The organism is Micromonospora sp. WMMD735 (genome assembly GCF_049178995.1).
In the GTDB taxonomy this organism is placed as follows: domain Bacteria; phylum Actinomycetota; class Actinomycetes; order Mycobacteriales; family Micromonosporaceae; genus Micromonospora; species Micromonospora wenchangensis.
In genome coordinates, this window is sequence record NZ_JBMHMJ010000002.1 from 2,457,455 (window position 1) to 2,476,036 (window position 18,582).

Annotated in this window: 21 protein-coding genes; 17 read left to right on the plus strand and 4 right to left on the minus strand. The window is 67.7% G+C overall.

The features are described from left to right. Positions 1–241: 241 nt before the first annotated feature. From ACN268_RS10485 to ACN268_RS10515, 7 genes are all read left to right on the plus strand, one after another. Entirely contained in the window at positions 242–931 is a 690-nt protein-coding gene (locus ACN268_RS10485) for a hypothetical protein (protein WP_421482988.1), read from the plus strand. Positions 932–1,012: 81 nt separating this feature from the next. Next, positions 1,013–1,738 carry a hypothetical protein gene (locus tag ACN268_RS10490; protein WP_421482989.1) on the plus strand — a complete coding sequence of 242 codons (726 nt, stop codon included), beginning with the start codon at positions 1,013–1,015 and terminating at the stop codon, positions 1,736–1,738. A gap of 14 nt (positions 1,739–1,752) precedes the next feature. Continuing rightward, positions 1,753–2,328: a hypothetical protein gene (locus ACN268_RS10495; protein ID WP_421482990.1), complete on the plus strand. Its 576-nt coding sequence runs from the start codon at positions 1,753–1,755 to the stop codon at positions 2,326–2,328. Positions 2,329–2,472: 144 nt separating this feature from the next. After that, entirely contained in the window at positions 2,473–3,735 is a 1,263-nt protein-coding gene (locus ACN268_RS10500) for a helix-turn-helix domain-containing protein (protein ID WP_421482991.1), read from the plus strand. A gap of 70 nt (positions 3,736–3,805) precedes the next feature. Beyond that, entirely contained in the window at positions 3,806–4,795 is a 990-nt protein-coding gene (locus ACN268_RS10505) for a DUF932 domain-containing protein (protein ID WP_421482992.1), read from the plus strand. 119 nt (positions 4,796–4,914) lie between these two features. Beyond that, positions 4,915–5,313 carry a hypothetical protein gene (locus ACN268_RS10510; protein WP_421482994.1) on the plus strand — a complete coding sequence of 133 codons (399 nt, stop codon included), beginning with the start codon at positions 4,915–4,917 and terminating at the stop codon, positions 5,311–5,313. Positions 5,314–6,034: 721 nt separating this feature from the next. Further along, positions 6,035–6,544, plus strand: a complete 510-nt coding sequence (locus ACN268_RS10515; protein ID WP_421482995.1) for a hypothetical protein — start codon at positions 6,035–6,037, stop codon at positions 6,542–6,544. On the opposite strand, the gene ACN268_RS10520 is transcribed toward ACN268_RS10515, so the two are convergent. Both ACN268_RS10520 and ACN268_RS10525 read right to left on the minus strand, forming a co-directional pair. Beyond that, a complete protein-coding gene (locus ACN268_RS10520; RefSeq protein WP_421482997.1) occupies positions 6,510–7,436 on the minus strand; it encodes an IS3 family transposase in 927 nt (308 codons plus the stop codon). The genes ACN268_RS10515 and ACN268_RS10520 overlap by 35 nt on opposite strands. Next, positions 7,433–7,744: a transposase gene (locus ACN268_RS10525; protein WP_204924187.1), complete on the minus strand. Its 312-nt coding sequence runs from the start codon at positions 7,742–7,744 to the stop codon at positions 7,433–7,435. The genes ACN268_RS10520 and ACN268_RS10525 overlap by 4 nt, the downstream gene beginning before the upstream one ends. A gap of 213 nt (positions 7,745–7,957) precedes the next feature. On the opposite strand from ACN268_RS10525, the gene ACN268_RS10530 reads away from it, so the two are divergent. From ACN268_RS10530 to ACN268_RS10570, 9 genes are all read left to right on the plus strand, one after another. Beyond that, the gene (locus ACN268_RS10530) at positions 7,958–8,380 is read left to right on the plus strand and encodes a C40 family peptidase (protein WP_421482998.1); all 423 of its coding nucleotides are present in this window, start codon (positions 7,958–7,960) and stop codon (positions 8,378–8,380) included. A 102-nt stretch (positions 8,381–8,482) separates the two neighbouring features. Next, positions 8,483–9,049, plus strand: coding sequence for a hypothetical protein (locus tag ACN268_RS10535; protein ID WP_421483000.1), 567 nt, complete (start codon positions 8,483–8,485; stop codon positions 9,047–9,049). 7 nt (positions 9,050–9,056) lie between these two features. Continuing rightward, a protein-coding gene (locus tag ACN268_RS10540; protein ID WP_377683343.1) for an IS5 family transposase occupies positions 9,057–9,949 on the plus strand; the annotation gives its coding sequence in 2 pieces (ribosomal slippage) (positions 9,057–9,401 and positions 9,404–9,949; 891 coding nt in all). A 2-nt stretch (positions 9,950–9,951) separates the two neighbouring features. Then, positions 9,952–10,395, plus strand: coding sequence for a hypothetical protein (locus tag ACN268_RS10545; protein ID WP_421483001.1), 444 nt, complete (start codon positions 9,952–9,954; stop codon positions 10,393–10,395). A gap of 128 nt (positions 10,396–10,523) precedes the next feature. Further along, entirely contained in the window at positions 10,524–10,853 is a 330-nt protein-coding gene (locus ACN268_RS10550) for a hypothetical protein (RefSeq protein ID WP_364308975.1), read from the plus strand. Positions 10,854–10,941: 88 nt separating this feature from the next. Next, on the plus strand, positions 10,942–11,292 hold the full coding sequence (locus ACN268_RS10555; RefSeq protein WP_421483002.1) for a hypothetical protein: 351 nt from the start codon (positions 10,942–10,944) through the stop codon (positions 11,290–11,292). 588 nt (positions 11,293–11,880) lie between these two features. After that, positions 11,881–12,426: an RNA polymerase sigma factor gene (locus ACN268_RS10560; RefSeq protein WP_421483003.1), complete on the plus strand. Its 546-nt coding sequence runs from the start codon at positions 11,881–11,883 to the stop codon at positions 12,424–12,426. Beyond that, positions 12,423–13,439, plus strand: coding sequence for a CU044_5270 family protein (locus ACN268_RS10565; RefSeq protein WP_421483004.1), 1,017 nt, complete (start codon positions 12,423–12,425; stop codon positions 13,437–13,439). The genes ACN268_RS10560 and ACN268_RS10565 overlap by 4 nt, the downstream gene beginning before the upstream one ends. A gap of 167 nt (positions 13,440–13,606) precedes the next feature. Further along, on the plus strand, positions 13,607–15,094 hold the full coding sequence (locus ACN268_RS10570; RefSeq protein WP_421483005.1) for an NF041680 family putative transposase: 1,488 nt from the start codon (positions 13,607–13,609) through the stop codon (positions 15,092–15,094). Between the two features lie 22 nt (positions 15,095–15,116). Here the strand turns inward: ACN268_RS10570 and ACN268_RS10575 are convergent, their stop codons facing one another. Next, positions 15,117–16,349 carry an IS701 family transposase gene (locus tag ACN268_RS10575; protein ID WP_421486852.1) on the minus strand — a complete coding sequence of 411 codons (1,233 nt, stop codon included), beginning with the start codon at positions 16,347–16,349 and terminating at the stop codon, positions 15,117–15,119. A 644-nt stretch (positions 16,350–16,993) separates the two neighbouring features. Here ACN268_RS10575 and ACN268_RS10580 point away from each other — a divergent pair. Continuing rightward, positions 16,994–17,224 carry a hypothetical protein gene (locus ACN268_RS10580; RefSeq protein ID WP_421483006.1) on the plus strand — a complete coding sequence of 77 codons (231 nt, stop codon included), beginning with the start codon at positions 16,994–16,996 and terminating at the stop codon, positions 17,222–17,224. Here ACN268_RS10580 and ACN268_RS10585 read toward each other — a convergent pair. After that, positions 17,221–17,886, minus strand: coding sequence for a hypothetical protein (locus tag ACN268_RS10585; RefSeq protein ID WP_421483007.1), 666 nt, complete (start codon positions 17,884–17,886; stop codon positions 17,221–17,223). The genes ACN268_RS10580 and ACN268_RS10585 overlap by 4 nt on opposite strands. Between the last annotated feature and the right edge of the window lie 696 nt (positions 17,887–18,582).

Below are 18,582 nucleotides of genomic sequence, written 5' to 3' on the forward strand. Positions count from 1 at the left end.
AGCGCCGGTGCTGTCAGGTCACCACGCTACGGTGCGGCTTCTTCTTTCTGCTCGCACCGCCGCCCGTCTGTCCCCTTCCGGACCTGCCCCGCGCCACGGGATCACCTCCAGCCCACCCTCCCGGTCGGCCCGTGATCCCCACCCGCACCCCAGGGCAGTGCTCCGCCGCAGACGCCGCACCCCGGTGACCCGACCCCACACACCACCTCACCCTGCCCTGTCGCGAAGGGAGCACTCCGTCATGCCCACCCCCACTCCCCCCACCGGCCACGTGATCACCGTCTGCTTCACCCCCGGCGTGGACGCCGACTGGTTCGCCGCCTCGGAGAAGGTCCACGACCTGCTCCACATCAACGGCACCCCCATCCGCCGCTACCGGGTCCGCCACCGCCCGCTGATCGGCTGGCTGACCCGGTTCTTCGACTACTGGCTGCTCGACGCCGCCCGACGGTGCGGCGCGGTCACCCTCGCCGCCGGAGGCCGCAAAAGCCGCCTGGACCTCACCGGCACCGCCGCCCGCGCCGCCCACGACGCCGCGCTGCGCTGGCGGGCCTGGAACACCCACGTCGGCGCCACCACCAAACCGGCCCGCCCCTTCGAGGACTTCCTCGCCCAACACCACATCGCTCCGAGCACCGTCACCCTCTACGAGGCCCACCGCCGCTTCGAGCTGCAACCCCGCGTCCTGGCGATGCTCGCCCACACCTTCGACCCCTACGAACTGTCCCTCTACCAGGCAGGGGAAGCGACCTACGCCGGCCTGCACTGGCGCATCGCACTCATCGGCGACGCCCTGATCACCACCGACGGCCGTCTCCTCACCCCCGCCACCGACTCCGTCGCCGACCGGTTCCGCTTCCTCAACGAGGCCTGCGCCTACCTGCGCGCCCTGCGCTCCGACGCCCGGCTGTGCGCCGTCGTCACCGCCTGAACCCCCGCACGCCCTTTGAAGGCCGGTCAGCGCCCGCGCGGTGACCGGCCTTCGCCATCCCCGTTTGTAAAGGAGACCCCGGTGTTCCTGACCGACCCCGCGCTACGACGCATCGCCGCCGACACCAACGACGTCCTACCCGAACACCTGTGGCGACACGACACCGCCACCCTCGACCCACTCGGCGACCTCGCCCGCCTCCTACACCGCACCGCCCGCGACTTCACCGACAGCACCACCACCCTCGACCACACCCTCACCCGACTCGGTGCGCTCGCCGACACCACCCGACACCGGCTCACCTCCCACACCGACGGACCCCTGACCGGCTACCCGCACACCCTCACCGACGTCCTCACCGCCCACGAACGCCACCGCCTCCTCGGCACCCTGCTCACCGCCTGCTACCGCGCCTGGCGCAGCCACCGGCCGATCAGCGGCACCAACGAACGGCACCTGCTGCTGCACCCCGGCGACCCCTCGTGGGGCGTGGCCACGCTGCGCCGCCACCCCGACGGCACCTGGCTGGTGATGCCCGACGCCGAAGCCGCCACCGCCTTCGACATCCCGTACACCGACCGCATCGTCGGCGAGGTCACCGACACCGACCAGGGGTGGACACCGACCGCATACACCGACCCCCGACACCGCCACGGCCCGATGGCGTACCCGCTGCCCGACTGCGACGACCTCCCCACCGCATGCCGGACGCTGCTGCGCTGGTGGCAGCTGCGCCACTCCGACGCGTGGCGCAACCGCACCCCCGCACAGCTCACCCCCACCGAACTCGCCCACCTCACCAGCTGACCCCGGGACACCAGATGCCGCACCTCGACCCGGTCAACCGGTGGATCACCCTCACGACCGGCCGCACCCTCGACCAGCACGCCACCGACCCGATCCCCGCCGCCGCGCACCTCCCCGACGCCGCGGCCACCCTGCGGCACCTACGCACCGAACTGCTCCTCGCCGCCGACCAGCTCCGCACCCGGCTCATCAACACCGACGACCTGACCGACCCCACCGCCACGGTCACCGGCGTCGTGCAGACCATCACCGACCTGGGCCGCGAATACCGGCAGGCCCGCGACCGCGTCGACACCCTCATCGCCGACACCACACGGACCGTCCACGCGCAGACCCGCGAGGGCCGGGTGGTGCAGCGGCGCTACGTCAACCCCGGCGACACCGTCCTGGTCGCCCTGCCCCACACCGACTCCTGCCGCCGGCTGCACCTCGCCGGCCACGCCACCCACATCACCGTCGGCACCTGCGACGCCCGGCTGCGACCGTCCGGCAGCGTCCAGCCGCTGCGACTCGCCCACCCCGACGCCGGCATCTACCGCGACCCCACCAACGGACGCCTCTACATCCTGCGCACCACCACCGGCCACTGACGCCGCCGACGAGCCAACGCCACCCGTCGGGTCGAGCACCACCGCACGGCAGCGCGGGCGCGTGCTCGCCGCTGCCCACAACCCCGACACACCGCCGTCCGACACCGGGTCGGACGGCTCTCACCCCAGGAGGGGGAAACCCTGATGAACGACCTGTCCCTGACACCTGCCACGCAGGCCGTCCTCGACGCCCTGACCGAACTCGGCCAGGGCGACATCCACGAGTTGGCCGAGAAGGCCGGCAAGGCCCGCTCGACCACCGACAAGGCAATCAAGACCCTGACCGACGCCGGCCTGATCATCGCGGTGGACACCGACACCGACCAGGCCGACGGCCTCCCCACCCGGTGGGCCCTCACCACCGCCGCCGGTGACACCGCGCCGCCGGACACCGAACCCGCCGACGCGCACACCACCGGGGCCGACACCACCGTCAACCAGAACGGAGACACCGAAACCGGGGAGCAGACCGACCAGCCGGCTGAGGACATCGGCAAGTCGACCAACGACATCGAGAGCAACCCCGACGACGGCAGCAGCGACCGCGACGGCACCGAGGTAGGCACCACTCCGCCCGACCGAGACGACGACGCTGACGCGAACGGGCCGGCCGTCCTCGACGAGGGGGCCCACATCAGCGGCGACGACACCGAGCCGAACTCCGACGTGCAGGCCACGGCTCAGCCGGCAGCCGCCGCACCGCCTGCCCGCCCAGGTGACCGCAAGGTCATGACCATCAAGGCAGTCCTGGCCGACCACGGCGACATCGGCGTGACCCTGGAGGTGATCGTCGCCGAAAGCGGCATCGGGCACCCGACGGCCACCCGGCTGCTGACCGCGATGGAGCAGGCCGACGCCGCCCGACGCCTACCCGGCCTGCCGCCACGGTGGATCCCGGGACCGACCAAGGCCAGCGAGGTCGACCCGAACCCGCAGCCGCCCCGCTGCCCGCTGTGCTCCCAGGCCATCCGAGGACTGGCCACCGCACCAACCGCCACGACGGCAGTACAGCCGCTGATCCACCCGGACGGCACCCTGCACATCGTCGCCCCCGACGGCGAGACCCACATCGTCGTCCTACCCACCCGCCCCACCCTCCGCGCGGCGAGCACCACGACCCGGGTCGGTGACACCACCGTCAACGCCGACGGCAACCAGCCGTTCGGCCGCGGCGAACTGGAACGCCTGACCCTCGACTACCTCGCCGCCCACCCCGGCCGCCAGATGACCCCGCAGGACATCACCACCGCCCTCGCCGCGCAGCTCAACCGGGCAGTCAGCAACGGGGCCGTCCGCAACAACCTCACGAAGGCCGCCGCTGCGGGCCGCATCCTCCTGGTCGCCGACAACCCGCTCACCTTCCTCCACCCGGCACCCGCCGAGACCGGCACCCCCGACCAGTCCTGACCATCACCAACCACCGCGGGGGCCGAACCGCACGCCCGGCCCCCGCACCCGTATCGACAGGAGAACCCCTGTGCCACACGAACTGGAAACGTTCGCCGACGGGACAACCGCCTTCGCCTCCGCCCGCGTATCCGCCTGGCATCAGCTGGGCACCGTCACCCAGGACACCATGAAAGCCGAAGAGATCATGGCCGCCGCCCGCCTCGGTGACTGGGGCGTACGCACCATCCGCACCGTCGGCATCGACCTCGTCGACGGCGTCGAGGTGCAGGTCCCCGCCGACGACAAACGGATGACCGTCCGCCGTAACCCGGCCACCGGAGCCACCGAGTACCTGGGCATCGTCGGCACCGACTACACCGTGGTCCAGAACGAACAGTGCGCCGAGATGCTCGACCGCCTCGTCGACCAGGTCGGCGGCGCCCACTTCGAAACCGCCGGCAGCCTCCGCGGCGGCAAGAGCGTCTTCGTCACCATGAAACTCCCCGACGCGATGCACATCGCCGGCGTCGACCGCCTGGACCTCTACCTGATCGGCACCACCTCACACGACGGCACCGCCGCCCTGCGCGTCGACGCCAGCCCCATCCGGGTGGTCTGCGCCAACACCCAACGCGCCGCCTTCCAACACACCGTCGGTCACTACACGTTCCGGCACACCTCGAACGTCACCTCACAGATCAGCCAGGCCCGCGAGGCCATCGGCCTGATGTGGACCTACATGGAGACCTTCGAGAAGGCCGCCGAGCGGATGCTCCAAGCCGACCTGACCATGCGCGAGTTCGAACAGATCATCGGCCAGGTGTGGCCTCTCAAGGACAACGCCTCCGAGCAGACCCGCAACAACGCCAAGCAGCGCCTCGGCACCCTCAAGTATCTGATCCGCGAAGCCGACACCCAGAAAGCCATCAGCGGCAGCCGATGGGCCGGATACCAGGCCATCACCGAGTACCTCGACCACTACCAGCCCGCCAAGAACGACACCGCCCGCGCCAACCGGGTCGTCACCGGCAACGTCGGCGACCTCAAGATCACCGCCTTCGACCTGCTCAAGGTCTGACCACCCCTCGCCCACCACCCGGGGCAGCGGCCACCGAGGCCGCTGCCCCGGCCCCATACCCGAAGGGATGCCATGGCACGACAGACGACCAGAGACGAAACTATGCAAGCAGCCAGCCGATGAGCAGCCACATCCGCCACCCCCACGACGTACGGCAGTCCGTCTGCGGTCTACCCGCCGGCGACGTGCTGCGGTGGGAGACCGAGGATCCATCCCGCATCGACCACACCTGCGAAGACTGCTACACACTGCAGCCCGAAGCGCAACGACCCGACGACGCCACCCACCCGCCCGGCGACGCCACCCTGATCGACACGTTGAGGCGCATCATCGCCGACCACCAGCACGCCAAGATCGACGGCGTCATCGTCGACGTGTGGTCGGCCTCCGTCACCATCCTGATCTGGGACCGCCTCCGGGACGCCAAACGGCAGAAGCTGCTGACCCTGCCCTCACACGAACTGATCCTCCGGTGCATCGCGATCTACACCCACCTCACCAAGAACGACCGCGCATGACCAACCCTCCCCCACCACCCCGGCTCCCTGCCGATCAAGTCGTATACGAGGAAGCCGTGAACTCCAGAACGACATCCGCCTCGAACCGGACCGCACATCGCTGCGCGCCGAGGACCTGACCGACGGGGGACGACCACGACCTCCCATGGCGCGAACCGAAGACCTACGCCTTTCCACACTCCGGAGCGCCCCGTTACCTACACCCCGCCATGGCAGCGGCTCTGCGACTGCCGCTGCATCATCCACCACCAGCTACCACGCGCCACCTACCACCAGCCCGACCTGCACCTGCACCATCACCTGCGCCACCCAATCCCTCACCTGCCTGGCCGAACCCTCGGTACATGCCCTGTTCCTCGACCAACACGGCGACCTCTGCTCTGGCACGTCCCCGCTATGACCAACGGCAACTGGGACTGGGCCTACGTCACAACCATCGACACCCATTCCGACCGCCACCCCGCCATCATCGAAGACCTGCCACGCCGCGTCGCACACGTACTGACACCACCTCCCATCACACCCTGACCACCACCGTGGGCCGCCCGCATGGGCGGCCCACCGCCCTTTTCGTGCTTCACCACCCGGCACCGGGCGACGTACGCGGCCACGAGCACGACGCCGGCGCTGCTGCACCCCCTCAACGACAGCCCACCCGGCCCGGATCGCCACCGTCGAACCAACAACCGTTCGCACACGACACGAAGGAAGTGCCATCACGATGACCAAGGTCATCATCGGAGTTGTCACCGTCAGCGTCCTCGCCTGCCTCGGTCTACCCATGGCCCTGATGTCGGCCGCTACCCGCCCCGACACCTGCGGCACCGTCGCCGCACTTGCCACGCCCTCGGGACAGCCACCCGACATCGGAGCGTGGGATACCGAGCAGCTCGACATCGCCGCAACAATCATCGACGTCGGACGCACCAACGGCGTGCCCCGCCGAGGCTGGGTCATCGCCACCGCCACCGCCCTGCAGGAATCCGGCCTACGGAACCTGCCCCACCTCGGCCACCGCAACGACCACGACTCCATCGGCGTGTTCCAACAACGCCCCAGCCAAGGCTGGGGCAGCCCAGCACAACTATCCGACCCCGCATACCAAGCCAACGCCTTCTACCACAAACTGCTCACCATCCCCGGCTGGGAAACGATGCCACTCACCCTGAGGTTCCCCCGGTTTGCCGGAGGGTTAGTTACCTGGCGCCGGTGGGCTCAGGCTGAACGATAGCCGTCTGGTCGTGTCGGGCCTGGTGGGTGTGCCAGGCGGTTTCGTACTCGTCTGGGGATCGCCAGCCGAGGTCTTTCTGGATGCGGCGGGTGTTGTACCAGCCGTCGATGTAGGTGAAGATCGCGTTCTCGGCCTCGTCGCGGGTGCGCCACGAGTTGCGGTAGACCAGTTCGATCTTCAACGTCGACCAGAAGTTCTCCATCAGGGCGTTGTCGTAGCTGTCGCCGACCGACCCCATGGAGGGCAGGATGCCGTTGTCGGCCAGGCGTTGGGCGAAGCGGAACGACGTGTAGTTCGACCCGCGGTCTGAGTGGTGGATCAGTTGGCCGTCGCGGACGTCGCGGGACCAGATGCCGTATTCGAGGGCGCCGAGGATCAGGTCGGTGTCGCAGCGGTCAGAGCAGCGCCAGCCCACGATGCGGTTGGAGAACACGTCCCGCACTGCGGCCAGCCAGAACACGCCCTCACCGCAGGGGATGCGGGTGGCGTCGGCGACCCACAACCGGTTCGGCGCCGCAGCCGTGAACTGCCGGTTCACCAGATCGGGAGCCGGTGTCGCCTTCGGGTTCGACCGGGTCGACGGGATGCGCCACTTCTTGCGCAGGAACGCCCCTTGCAGGCCGGCGGTCCGCATCAACCGCTCCACCCGCTTGCGACCCACCTGGCGGCCCTGCCGGCGCAGCATGGCGTGCACCCTTGGACTGCCGTAGGTGCCACCCGATACGTCGTGGATCTCCGCGATCTCCACCGCCAGTTCCGCATCCTCCCGCCGCCGAACACACGGGTTGGCGGCCTGGGCGAGCCAGCCGTAGTAGGTCGACGGGGCGACGTTGAGGACCCGGAGGACGGGCTCGACCCCGAAGCGATCGCGTAGCTCGTTGACGAGCGTCACGACCGTCGCCGGGTCGGGTCGAGTTCCGAGGCGAAAAAAGCCGACGCGGCTTTCAGGATCTCGTTGGCCCGCTTCAGCTCGGCATTCTCCCGCCGTAGCCGGCGCAGCTCCTCAACCTCCGAGGTCGTCGGCCGGTCGTCACGCTGACCGCGGTCGGCCTCGTCCTGGCGGATCCAGTTGCGCAACGCTTCGTGATGCACACCAAGCTGGCGTGCCAGCTGCCGGATCACGGGCTTCGGGTCCGACTCCCGATACAAGCGCACCGCACGTTCACGCAGCTCATCGGGGTACTTCTTCGGTGCTGCCACGGATGACTCCCTTCAGCTCCATCAGAGCATGATCGAAAGCCTCCGAGCTGCCGGGGGAACCTCACCCAGGCAGCCCAAGCAGTACAGGTCTCCGCCTTCCCCAACGCCTACACCAAATGGGCCAACGACGCCTCCCACCTCGTACAACACCTCACCAGCACACTGACCGACTGCCCCGCCGTCGGACCCCCCGCACTCCCAGCCGGCTTCACCGTGCCCGCCGACACCCCACCGGCAGTCGCGACCGCTATCACCTGGGCCATCCGCCAACTCGGCACCCCGTACCACTTCGGCGGCTCCTGCACCGACCCGCACTCCGGCGACCCCACCAAGCAGTGCGACTGCTCCTCCCTCATGCAGGCCGCATACCGTGCAGCCGGCATCACCATCCCCCGCACCACCCACGACCAACTCCACACCGGCACGCCCGTCACCGACCCGACACACCTGCGTCCCGGCGACCTGATCCTCATCCCCGGCAGCCACGGCACCCCGACCGCACCCCGCCACATCGGCATGTACCTCGGAAGCGGAGCCGTCATCCACGCCCCCAGCACCGGAGACGTCGTCAAGATCGCGACGCTGAACAGCTGGACCAACCAGATCACAGCGATCCGCCGCATCCTCCCGCAGTGACGACCAAGCCCCAATAGCGCTCCGACCCGATCTCCACACCTGCTGGTGGGGTGGAAACGGTCCCTGCCATCATCGGTGTCTTCTCGTTCAAGCGGAGAGTCGATGATGACGGTTGACTGGTGGCAGTTACGGCACGCCTACGGCCGGGCGACAGACACTCCGGAGCATCTGCGCGCCCTGGAGTGCGGCGATGCCCAGGCCCGTGAGACGGCGCTGGATCATCTCCAGGTCGCAGTGCTGCATCAGGGTTTCCCCGAGACCGCGACTGCGCCAGCCGTCCAGGCCGTGACCGCCCTCCTCGCCGAAGGCCGGGCACATCCGGACACGGTCGATGCGCTCGTAGAGTTTCTGGGTGACGCAGCCTCGTCCGTAACCTTCCTAGCGGGGAACCCGCACTTCGCCGAGGAACTCCCCGACGTCGCCAATGCCGTGGCAGCGGCATACCCAGTAGTGCTGGCGCTGTTGAAAACGGCGGTGCCCGGCCGCGCATTGTTCTATGCGGAGCACCTCACGGCGATCGCCCGAATGGCGCCACTGGTTAACCAGCGCGAGGACTTCGCTGCCATCATCAGAGATCAGCTGCAACACGGTTCCGGACCGCGAGGCCTCTGGGTCCGTTGCCTCGGCCAGCTAGGTTCTGTCTTGCGGATCATGAGTGTCGCTCGTTAAGCCTGGTATGGCGCGAGGTGATCTCACGAACCACGAGTGGGCTGTGCTGGCACCGTTGTTGCCGGCGCAGCCCGTTCGGGGTGGACGGTGGCGGGACCATCGGCAGATCATCAACGCGATCTGCTGGGTGAAACGCACCGGGTCGCCATGGCGGGACCTTCCCGAACGGTACGGGTCATGGAAGACCGCCCACGGACGGTTCTCCCGGTGGGCGGCCGATGGGACGTGGGCCCGGTTGAAGGCCCACGTCATCGCCCTGGCCGAACTCGACGACGGCATCGTCTGGAACGTGCAGGTCGATGCCACCATCGTGCGTGCCCACCAGCACGCCGCCGGTGCCCGTAAAGGGGGCTGAGCCGGGAGGAGTCGCGGGCAGCGCAGGCCATCGGCCGGTCGCGGGGTGGTCTCACCACGAAGATCCACACCCTGGCCGATGGACGTGGCCGTTCCCTGGCCACCCGGATCACCCCTGGTCAGGCAGCCGACACCCGCCAACTGATCCCGCTGCTGGGCCAGGTCCGGGTGCCCCGTCCCGGTGGGGTGGGCCGGCCACGTACGAGGCCTGACTCGTTGACCGGTGACAAGGCGTACTCCTCTCGCGCGAACCGGACCGCCTTGCGGGGCAAGGGCATCACCACGGTCATCCCCGAGCCCAACGACCAAATCGCCAACCGGAAGCGGCGGGGGCGACGCGGCGGCCGACCACCGACGTTCGACCCGGTCGCCTACCGGCGCCGCAACCAGGTCGAACGTGGTTTCAACCGGCGTAAGCACTGGCGAGGACTCGCCACCCGCTACGACAAGTTGGCCGCCAACTTCCAGGCCACCCTCGATCTGGTCGAAACCCTCGACTGGCTACGCGCCGTCCCCGACAACCAAGATCCGCGAGACAGAACCTAGGCGTGGATCTGCGCGACCTACTCTCCGACCCAGACCCCGCGGTCCGCCTGCGGGCCGCGCTGGTCCACGACGACGACCCACGGAGTCAACAGCTGATCCTCGCCGCGCTGGCGGAGCCGCCGCCTCCAAGTCTGCACCAGTTCGAACTCGTCCCCGCAGCGATCCGCGTCGCGCCCGACTTCGACACGATCGCAACGGCCGCTTGCGAGGTTGCCAGGCAGGACGGTTGGACCGGATTCGACGACGGATGGGGCGCCCTGGTGCGCTTTGCCTTCGCCGAGCCGCACGGCCCGCGCCGGCCATTGACCGACTCCCAGCGTGCGCTCCTTCGAGCTCTCGTCATCAACGACCAACTCTGGGATCCGAAGAACGGAAACTGCGGGCTGGTATTCAAGGAGGCCGGGCTGCCACACGACCGGGATGCCTGCCGCCAGCTTGCCCAGTGATGAACTCCCATGACCTGGACGTCCTGATCGGGCACCACGACCGCCCGAGAGGTGGTGGGGCTTTGTAACCTTGCGTAGTGACAGGAAGACGAGCTGGGCACCCAAGCATCCGGCTGGCAGGTGCCGGCGTGATGCTGGTTGGCTTGTTCTCCGCCAAGGACAAACAGGTTGAGGCGAAGCTTGACCTTCTGGCGGCTTCAGTGGAAGCACATGGTGGACGAGTGGTTGGCCGGCAGGTCCAGAGACGGGGTATCTCCCGCGGCGGTGCGAGCAGGATGACCTCGCCGTTCTCCCGGCGAACCCTGCTCAGCTCGGGCAAGGCCCACGAAGTCGCCGACGCATGCCGGTCAGCCGCAGTCGCCATGGCCGTCTTCGTCAACCCGTTGACCGACCATCAGCGGACAGTTCTCAGCGATCTCTTCGGGTGCCCGGTGGTCAGCGGCGACGACCTCGCCTGAACATCCGCTCATGCCGTTCTCGCGCCGCTGAAGGTCACCGGCCACTGGCGTCAGCGGCCCCGACCGCCGATCGCGGTACGGTTCCGCAGTGCCCGCCAACGTCAGACGACCGTTGATCTTTGTCGACATCGACGGCGTGCTGATCCCGCTACGGGCCCGACCGCACCAGGTCGGTACTCGTTGGAGCGGCACAGCGGCGGACGGTGCCGACCGCCACGGCAATCCTCTGTTGGACCGGCTCGATCCCGCCGACGGTCAACGGCTCCTCGCCCTGCCAGGTGAGCTGGCCTGGGCCAGCACCTGGATGGCCGAAGCCAACGAGGTCGTGGCACCCCGGATCGGTCTTCCCGCCCTCCCCATCATCGACTGGCCCGACGACGACGAGGAACCACCGCGTGGAGTGCACTGGAAGACCAGAGCCGTTGGTGCGCTGGGTTGAGGAAACCGCTGGGTAGGGACGCTCGTACTCGTACTTGTTTGGCTGCGATACGAAGGCCTGCCCGGGCGGCCACAGCTCGACCAAGCGGCCCCTCGACGATGCGCGAGACCCGCGCCCGACCGTTTCCGACGCCGAATGACGCGCTGACGAATTCGTTCAGGGGATTCCACCGGCGCTAGACAACCAGCATGGAATTTGAGGCGGATCCCGTCTCCCACGCGTGGTGGACGTCGAACCCCGGCCGAGATGACCCGGTACGCCGTCTATACTCCTGCGGTGGTGGCCGAGGCCCTAGATGCCGCCGACGACGAGTTGGGCCGGGACCTCTGTCCGGGAGCTGCCCCGGCACCGGATCCTGTCCAAACTCATCACCGCGGCCGTCGCTGCCCCCTAGCTAGGGTGTGTGTCGATAGCAAGGAATCTCGCAGCTCACGATGGTGGCTCTCAAGGCCCGCACTCGCTGCGAGGAGTGGGGCATCCGACGCTCCTCCACCAACCACTGGATCGAAGTGACCGAGCCGAGCGAACCTGCCCTGTAATGTCTGCCCACCTGCGGCCACAAGAGGTAGTGATGCTGGAGGGGGCCGAGTGGGCGCTGATCAACACGAGCACGAGACTTTTACGCGATCTTTCGCGTCGAGCTACCACCTGGTGCTGCGCTACTGCTACCGACGAGTCGGGGACATGGAGCTCGCACAGGAGCTCACGCAAGAGACGTTCGTAGTGGCGTGGCGGCGTCGCCATGCGGAGCCCTCGCAGCCACTTCCTTGGCTCTATGGGATCGCACGACGGGTGCTGGCTGACCAGTGGCGCGCCCGCCGAAGTCGGCCTGCCACCGTGCCCATGGCTGGCGTAGATGTTCCTAGTGAGGGCGGTGAGTTCGAGGCTGTCGGCCTCGCCCATGACCTGCAGCGCGCATTCGCCCGCCTTTCCGAGCCTGATCGTGAAGTGTTGCGATTGGTGACCTGGGAGGAACTCGACGTGTCGGCTGCGGCTCAGGTTCTGGGCTGCAGCCGCACGGCGGCTGCGGTTCGCCTGTTCCGAGCGCGGCAGCGGTTGGCACGACTGATGAATGTTGGAGCGCCTTCTACAGCCCCGAAGGCTTTAACACCCGCACGTGGAGGCATTCGATGAAATTGGAGAACGTCAGACTGTCGGACCTGGACCCTGCTCGCGATATCGACGTCTGGCCAGCAGCGCCTCATATCGATTGGCCGGCGGAGTCCACCGGCTCGTCTCGGCCGTCTCCCCGCTGGGGGATGACACGCCGTCCTCTGCTTAGCGCAACGGTTGCAGGTGCCATCGTCTTGGGTGCTGGAGTAGTCGCGACACAGCTCGTCGGGCCTACTGATTCAGCCCTCGCCGCCACCCCAGCACCGCTGCATATGCAATACGACCAAAAGGCACCCAGCGCGCACGGGGCTTTACTCGATTTAGCGTCCGTGGTTTCCGGTCGAGCCGTGGCGGACGAACAGCGCGCCGGCCGATTCAGCTTTGTGCAGGTAGGCCAGTGGTCCCTGAACCTGTCCTCCTCGAGGAGGGACGGTACCAGCGTCGCGGTAGTGCCTCAGGTCGTCTCGACTTGGCGTGCAGCGGACGGCTCGGGAAAGGTGATCACCGTTTCTCTTGATCCTTCGGAAGTCGGCGCGCAGCCCACGGCACGGACATTGGTGGCGGCGGCGGAGCATAAGTCTGGTGAGATCGATGTATACAGCGCCGGGCAGCTCGCTTCGGTCGTCACCGAGCCAGTGCCGCACGACGTAAACGCCCTAGCCGCAGCCCTATACGCACACCAACCTCGCGAGAATGGTCCGCAGTCGGCCGTCAGGGCAGTCGCGGACCTCTACCGCACGACGACCGTCGATCGGCAAGTAAGGATCGCGGTGCTTCAGTTTCTTGCTAGCACCGACGGCGTACTCCTCCGCGGTCAGGTTACCGACCGGCTGGGTCGTCAGGGTATGGCGGTGAGCGTGGACTCGTCCAACGGCAGCACGAGGGACTTGCTGGTGTTCGACCAGGACTCGGGTTGGCTCCTGGCATACGAATCAATATTCCTCAAACGGCCATCCAGGTTGCCGGTCAAGGTTCCCGCCGTCTTCTCCTACGTACTTTTTCTCGAGCAGGAAAGGCGACCGGACATGTCCTAATATCGAGCGAGAAAGTGGGGCACCCCGTCAGGGGTGCCCCACTTTCTCACCACTAGCTTGATCTTTAACCCGGGGTCGGTTGCATCGACCCTGGCTGATCATGGCCGCAGCCCTTGATCGATCATTCCTCTTGTCTAGGGAAGAAGATCGGGACCAAGGGCTGCGGGATGATCAGTGTGCATGACGCCGAGCGTGGAAGCGCGGTTGGGGACCTTGCGACGTTCCGTACGGAACTGCATCGTTGTCTGAGGGCCAGAGCTGATGCGCTGTTCGAGTTGGCCGACGCGGTGTTGTGCGCGGACGGGCCGGTACGGTCGCTGCCGGCCTTGTCCCTAGTGGCGGAGCACCGTCGAGGTCACGGCGCGTTGTACGACGCGCTTGGCGCCGGTCGGATCGATGTGCAGCGGTTGCGGACCGTGGTGGCGTCGATGCCGATTCCACGGGCCGCCGACGGGCGGATCGTCCTGGCCGTGGATGTCACCTGCTGGCTGCGGCCGGAAGCGCACACCGTGCCGGAGCGGATCCTGTGCCACACCTACGGCCGTGGCAAAGACCAGCACATCGGGGTGCCAGGCTGGCCGTACTCGTTTGTGGTGGCCCTGGAGTCCGGGCGCAGTTCGTGGACCGCGCCGCTGGACGCGGTCCGGCTGGCCGCGGGCACCGAGCTGGCCGCGGTCACCGCCGAGCAGCTGCGCGCGGTGGTGGACCGGCTGATCGCCGCCGGGCACTGGCAGCCCGGTGACCCAGCGGTCTGGGTGGTGATGGATGCCGGCTACGACGCGGCCCGGCTGGCCTGGCTGCTACGGGACCTACCGGTACGCGTCCTGGCCCGGATGCGATCCGACCGGGTGCTGCGCCGCCCGCCGGGGCCATGGATACCGGGCCCCAAGTGCGGTCGGCCACCACGGCATGGTGGCGAGTTCATCTTCGGCGACCCGGCCAGCTGGGGCACCCCGGACGTCACCACCGTGACCGAGACCCGTCTCTACGGCACCGCGACCGCCCGTGCCTGGCACCGGCTGCACCCCAGGCTGACCCGCCGCGCCGCCTGGGCCGACTGCCCCGAGCTGCCCATCCTGGAAGGCACCCTCATCCGCCTGGACGTGCAACGACTGCCCTCCGGCGCGACCGCGAAGCCGGTCTGGCTGTGGTGGTTCACCGGCCTCGGCCACCAGCGCGGCGGCGACAACCCCGACCCGACCATGATCGACCTGCTGTGGCAGGCGTTCCTACGCCGTTTCGACATCGAGCACACCTTCCGGCTACTCAAGCAGACCCTCGGCTGGTGCGCGCCGAAACTGCGCGACCCGCACGCCGCCGACCACTGGACCTGGCTGACCATCGCCGCCTACACCCAGCTACGGCCGGCCCGCCCCCTCGCCGCCGACCTGCGTCGCCCCTGGGAACGACCCGCCCCACCCGAACGGCTCACCCCCGCCCGGGTCCGCCGCGGATTCCGGCACCTACGCGCCAACAGCCCCTGTCCCGCCGGTGCACCGAAACCCACCCGACCAGGACCCGGCCGCCCACCCGGACAACCCAACCACCATCCCACCCACCGCTACGACGTCCACATCGTCACCAGCAGCACGACCGGGAAGACAACCCCTTCGAAGAAGAAGTCGGCCAATCCCCGGCCGCGCCGCACAGGTTAAAGATCAAGTTAGTACTCCAACGTCACTTGATCTTCCGGGTGGTGTGGTGATGAAGTCTGCGTTGATAGTGGGATCGTCGGGCACGGGCTTGGGATGCTCGTCGCCAGGTTGACCAGTCGAGGGTGTGCGCTGGTGGAGGCGGTGGGGTGAGGACGAAGGCGTTGAGGAGTCGGCGGATCTCGGCGACGGTCAGCGCGATGATGTCCGGGTCGGTGTTGGGTTGCTGCGTGGCGGCGAGGATGGTCAGGACGGCCAGGGCGAGCATGGCCAGGGTGACGAAGCGTTGCCAGCCGGTCCAGCCGCCGACCTGGTAGTGGTCGAGGCCGACCTGGCCTTTGCCGGTCTGGAACAGTTCCTCGATGCTCCAGCGGGAACCGGCCACTCGGACGAGGGTGTGCAGCGGGACCGGTCCGGGGGACCAGCACAGGTAGAAGGCCAGCTCGCCGGTGGTGCGATTGCGGCGGATGAGCAGCCACCTGCGTTCATTGGGCCGGGTAGCGGTGATGACCCAGGCCCATAGGTAGTCGTGGGGTCCTTTCGCGCCCGGCCCGCAACTGTGCGTCTGCCACTGGGTGGTGGGGATCCGCTCGGCGACCTCGTCGGCCCGTACGAGGGTGCGGCCGTCGTTGACGCGCACGCGACGGGCACAGCCGATGGCCAGGACGTAGCCGATCCCGCGCTGTTCCAGGTAGGTGCGGAGCCGGGGGTCGGTGCCGTAGACCTCGCCGCCGGTCACCCACCTGGCGGGCACGCCGTTGTCCAACGCGGCGGCGATCATCTGCCGGGCGAGGGCCGGTTTCGTGGCGAACCCGACGTCGTCCGGCACGCCGGCGGCGGCGAGTCGTGCGGGCTTGTCGCACCAACTTGACTCGGGTAAGTAGAGCCGCCGGTCGATCAACGCCCGGCCCGTGGGTGACACGTAGGCCAGGAACACCCCGACCTGGCTGTTCTCGATGCGGCCGGCGGTGCCGGTGTACTGCCGCTGGACCCCGACCGAGCACACGCCCTTCTTGAGGAAGCCGGTCTCGTCGGTGACCAGAACGGCGTCGGGATGGCCGAGCTTGGCGATCAGCCAGTCACGCACGTCATCGCGTACGGCGTCGACGTCCCACACCGCTGTGCGTAACAGCCGCTGCATCGCCTGCGGATCGGCGTGACCTGCCCGTTCCGCCAGGGACCAGCAGGTCTTGCGTTCCACGCCCGACAGCAGCCCTTCCACGAGTTGCCCGGCAGTCCGACGTGGTTCCGCCCGCATGAAACGGCCGGCGACACGCGTCACCGCCTCGTCCAGGATGACCCGCCACCCGGCGGGGTCTACGCTGTGGCACGCGGCCACCGCACGATCTTCGGTTGTCCTCACAAACCATCGATGATCAACGCGGTGGCCGTCCTCATGCCCGCGCCACGCCCAACGCCGAAGTCAAGTGACGTTGGAGTACTAGGCTGCGGTTTATGGGCTTCCGGCCGTTGGCAAAATTATGGGAGCTAAGCGAAGATCGTGACCGCGTTGCGGGCCCCGCCTGATGCGACTGGGCGCGTTGTGGGACGTGGACTGGATGGTTGTCAGGGCGCGCGAAAGGGGGATCTGCAGACCGAGTCGTCTGGCGGGGTCGGTCGAGCCGACCGATCACGCGCTCGGTCAGTCGCGGGGTGGACTGACCACGAAGCTACACCTGGCCTGCGAGCAGGGGCAGAAGCCGTTGTCGATCGTCTTGACCGCCGAGCAGCGTAGGGACAGCCCGGCAGTTCATGGCGGTACTCAACGGGATCTGGGTGCCATGTCTCGGCGGCGGCCGACCACGGACCCGCCCGGACCGAGCCCTTGGCCGACAGGCCTACACGTCCAAGGCCAACCGCCGCTACCTGCGCCGACGCGGTATCGCCGCGACGATGCCCTCAATGGCTGACCAAGACGCCAACCGACGCAAGCTGGGGTCCAAGGGCAGCCGGCCACCGGCCTTCGATCCCGAGCAATACAAGCAGCGTAATGCCACAGAGTGCGGCATCACCGACTCAGGGGCCACCGGGCAGCAGCGACCCGGCTTCGACAAACTCGCCGTCCGTTACGAAGCCATGGTGGACATCGCCACAATCAACGAATGGCTCCAACCGCTTCGACGACTGCCTTAGCAGTTGTTGTAGACGTGATCCGCCACGTTCGGATACGGCACGGTACTATGCTGCGTGTACAGCGTGTCGGTAAAGAAGAGAAACTCATCGTTTCCGTGGCCACCGGAGGTGTGGTTACGGTAATCGACATAGCCGCCGAGCAGGTTCTGGGCAACCGACTCAACTCGGTCAACCCAGCCGAAGCTGTTGAGATCCTGGAAGCCGCAGTCGCTCAACTGTCCTCGAGGATAGGTGTAGTTGACACCGTCAAAGAAGCAGAACCACAACGCGCTACATTTGCTGCTCCCTGCGAGAGCAGTCGAGTTGGTCGGATCAGCTGCGACGTCTGGGGCACTGCGAGTGGGATCAGTGCCCTCGACTTGACCAGGCAGGGCAAAGGTCATGATGAACTTGCCGCCCATGTAGGAGATCTGGTTCTTGCTGATCTGCACGCCACCAGGAGCTCGCTTGAGGTGAGCATTTATTTGCGCCTGCAGCTCGACGTCGTTACGGGCGGGTGCGAGATACTTAGTCTCCTTGCCGTTCACCATCGCCGTCAGATAGCGCTCACCGCTGACCGGCTGAGGGGCCGGTGAGGGAGCAGCGTATGCCTGACCCGCCATGGTCATCGACAGAAGACCAGCCAGCAGAGCGGCGGTAACAGCAGGTTTCTTGGACAGCACAGAGCCTCCCCGTCAATTGCCATCGGTGCATGGCTATGCATCAACCTATCGGGATCAGCCGTGAGTGCGCAACAAGCAACTCTCTGTAGTCGAGTCTAGACGGCGGCAGCCACAGTCAATGCGACCTGCGGGAGCGGCGAGCAGCGGTGTTCCCGTCATACCAAAGGGAGGCGCGGCTACTCAATGAAATCCACCCGACGACGACGGCTTGTTCGGCGGCGCCGCTTTGGAAGTAGCGGGCGGCTGTGTCGAGTGAGCAGGCCTTGGATCTGGGCGGGGTCGGCGCCGCCTTGCGGAGGCGGGTGGCATAGGTGTGTGGCGTAGTCGGTGGGGGCGCAGTCCGGGCAGGCCGGTGTCGGCGTCGACGGCGAGGACGATCTGAGCGATGCCGAAGGTGGTGAGCCTGCCATAGTGGCCGGTCCGCAGCGGTCCAAGCTCGGTGCCGCGGTGGCGGATCCAGGCGGTGGGTTGGTCGCGGGCGGGCGCCGGGACGGGACTGCGGCGAACCTTGTCGCCCTTGTCGGGCAGGCGGGCCGCGGAGTGCGGGGTGTCTATCCGTACAACCAGGGCGCATGGCGAGACCCGAAAGCCAGCAGAACCGAACCTAAACCGGAGGATCCGGACACCAGAGGGCCGCGCGTCCACGGTCCCTGAGGAGACGCGACCGGCACATTGCAGCTGTCGCTGGCGCGTGGG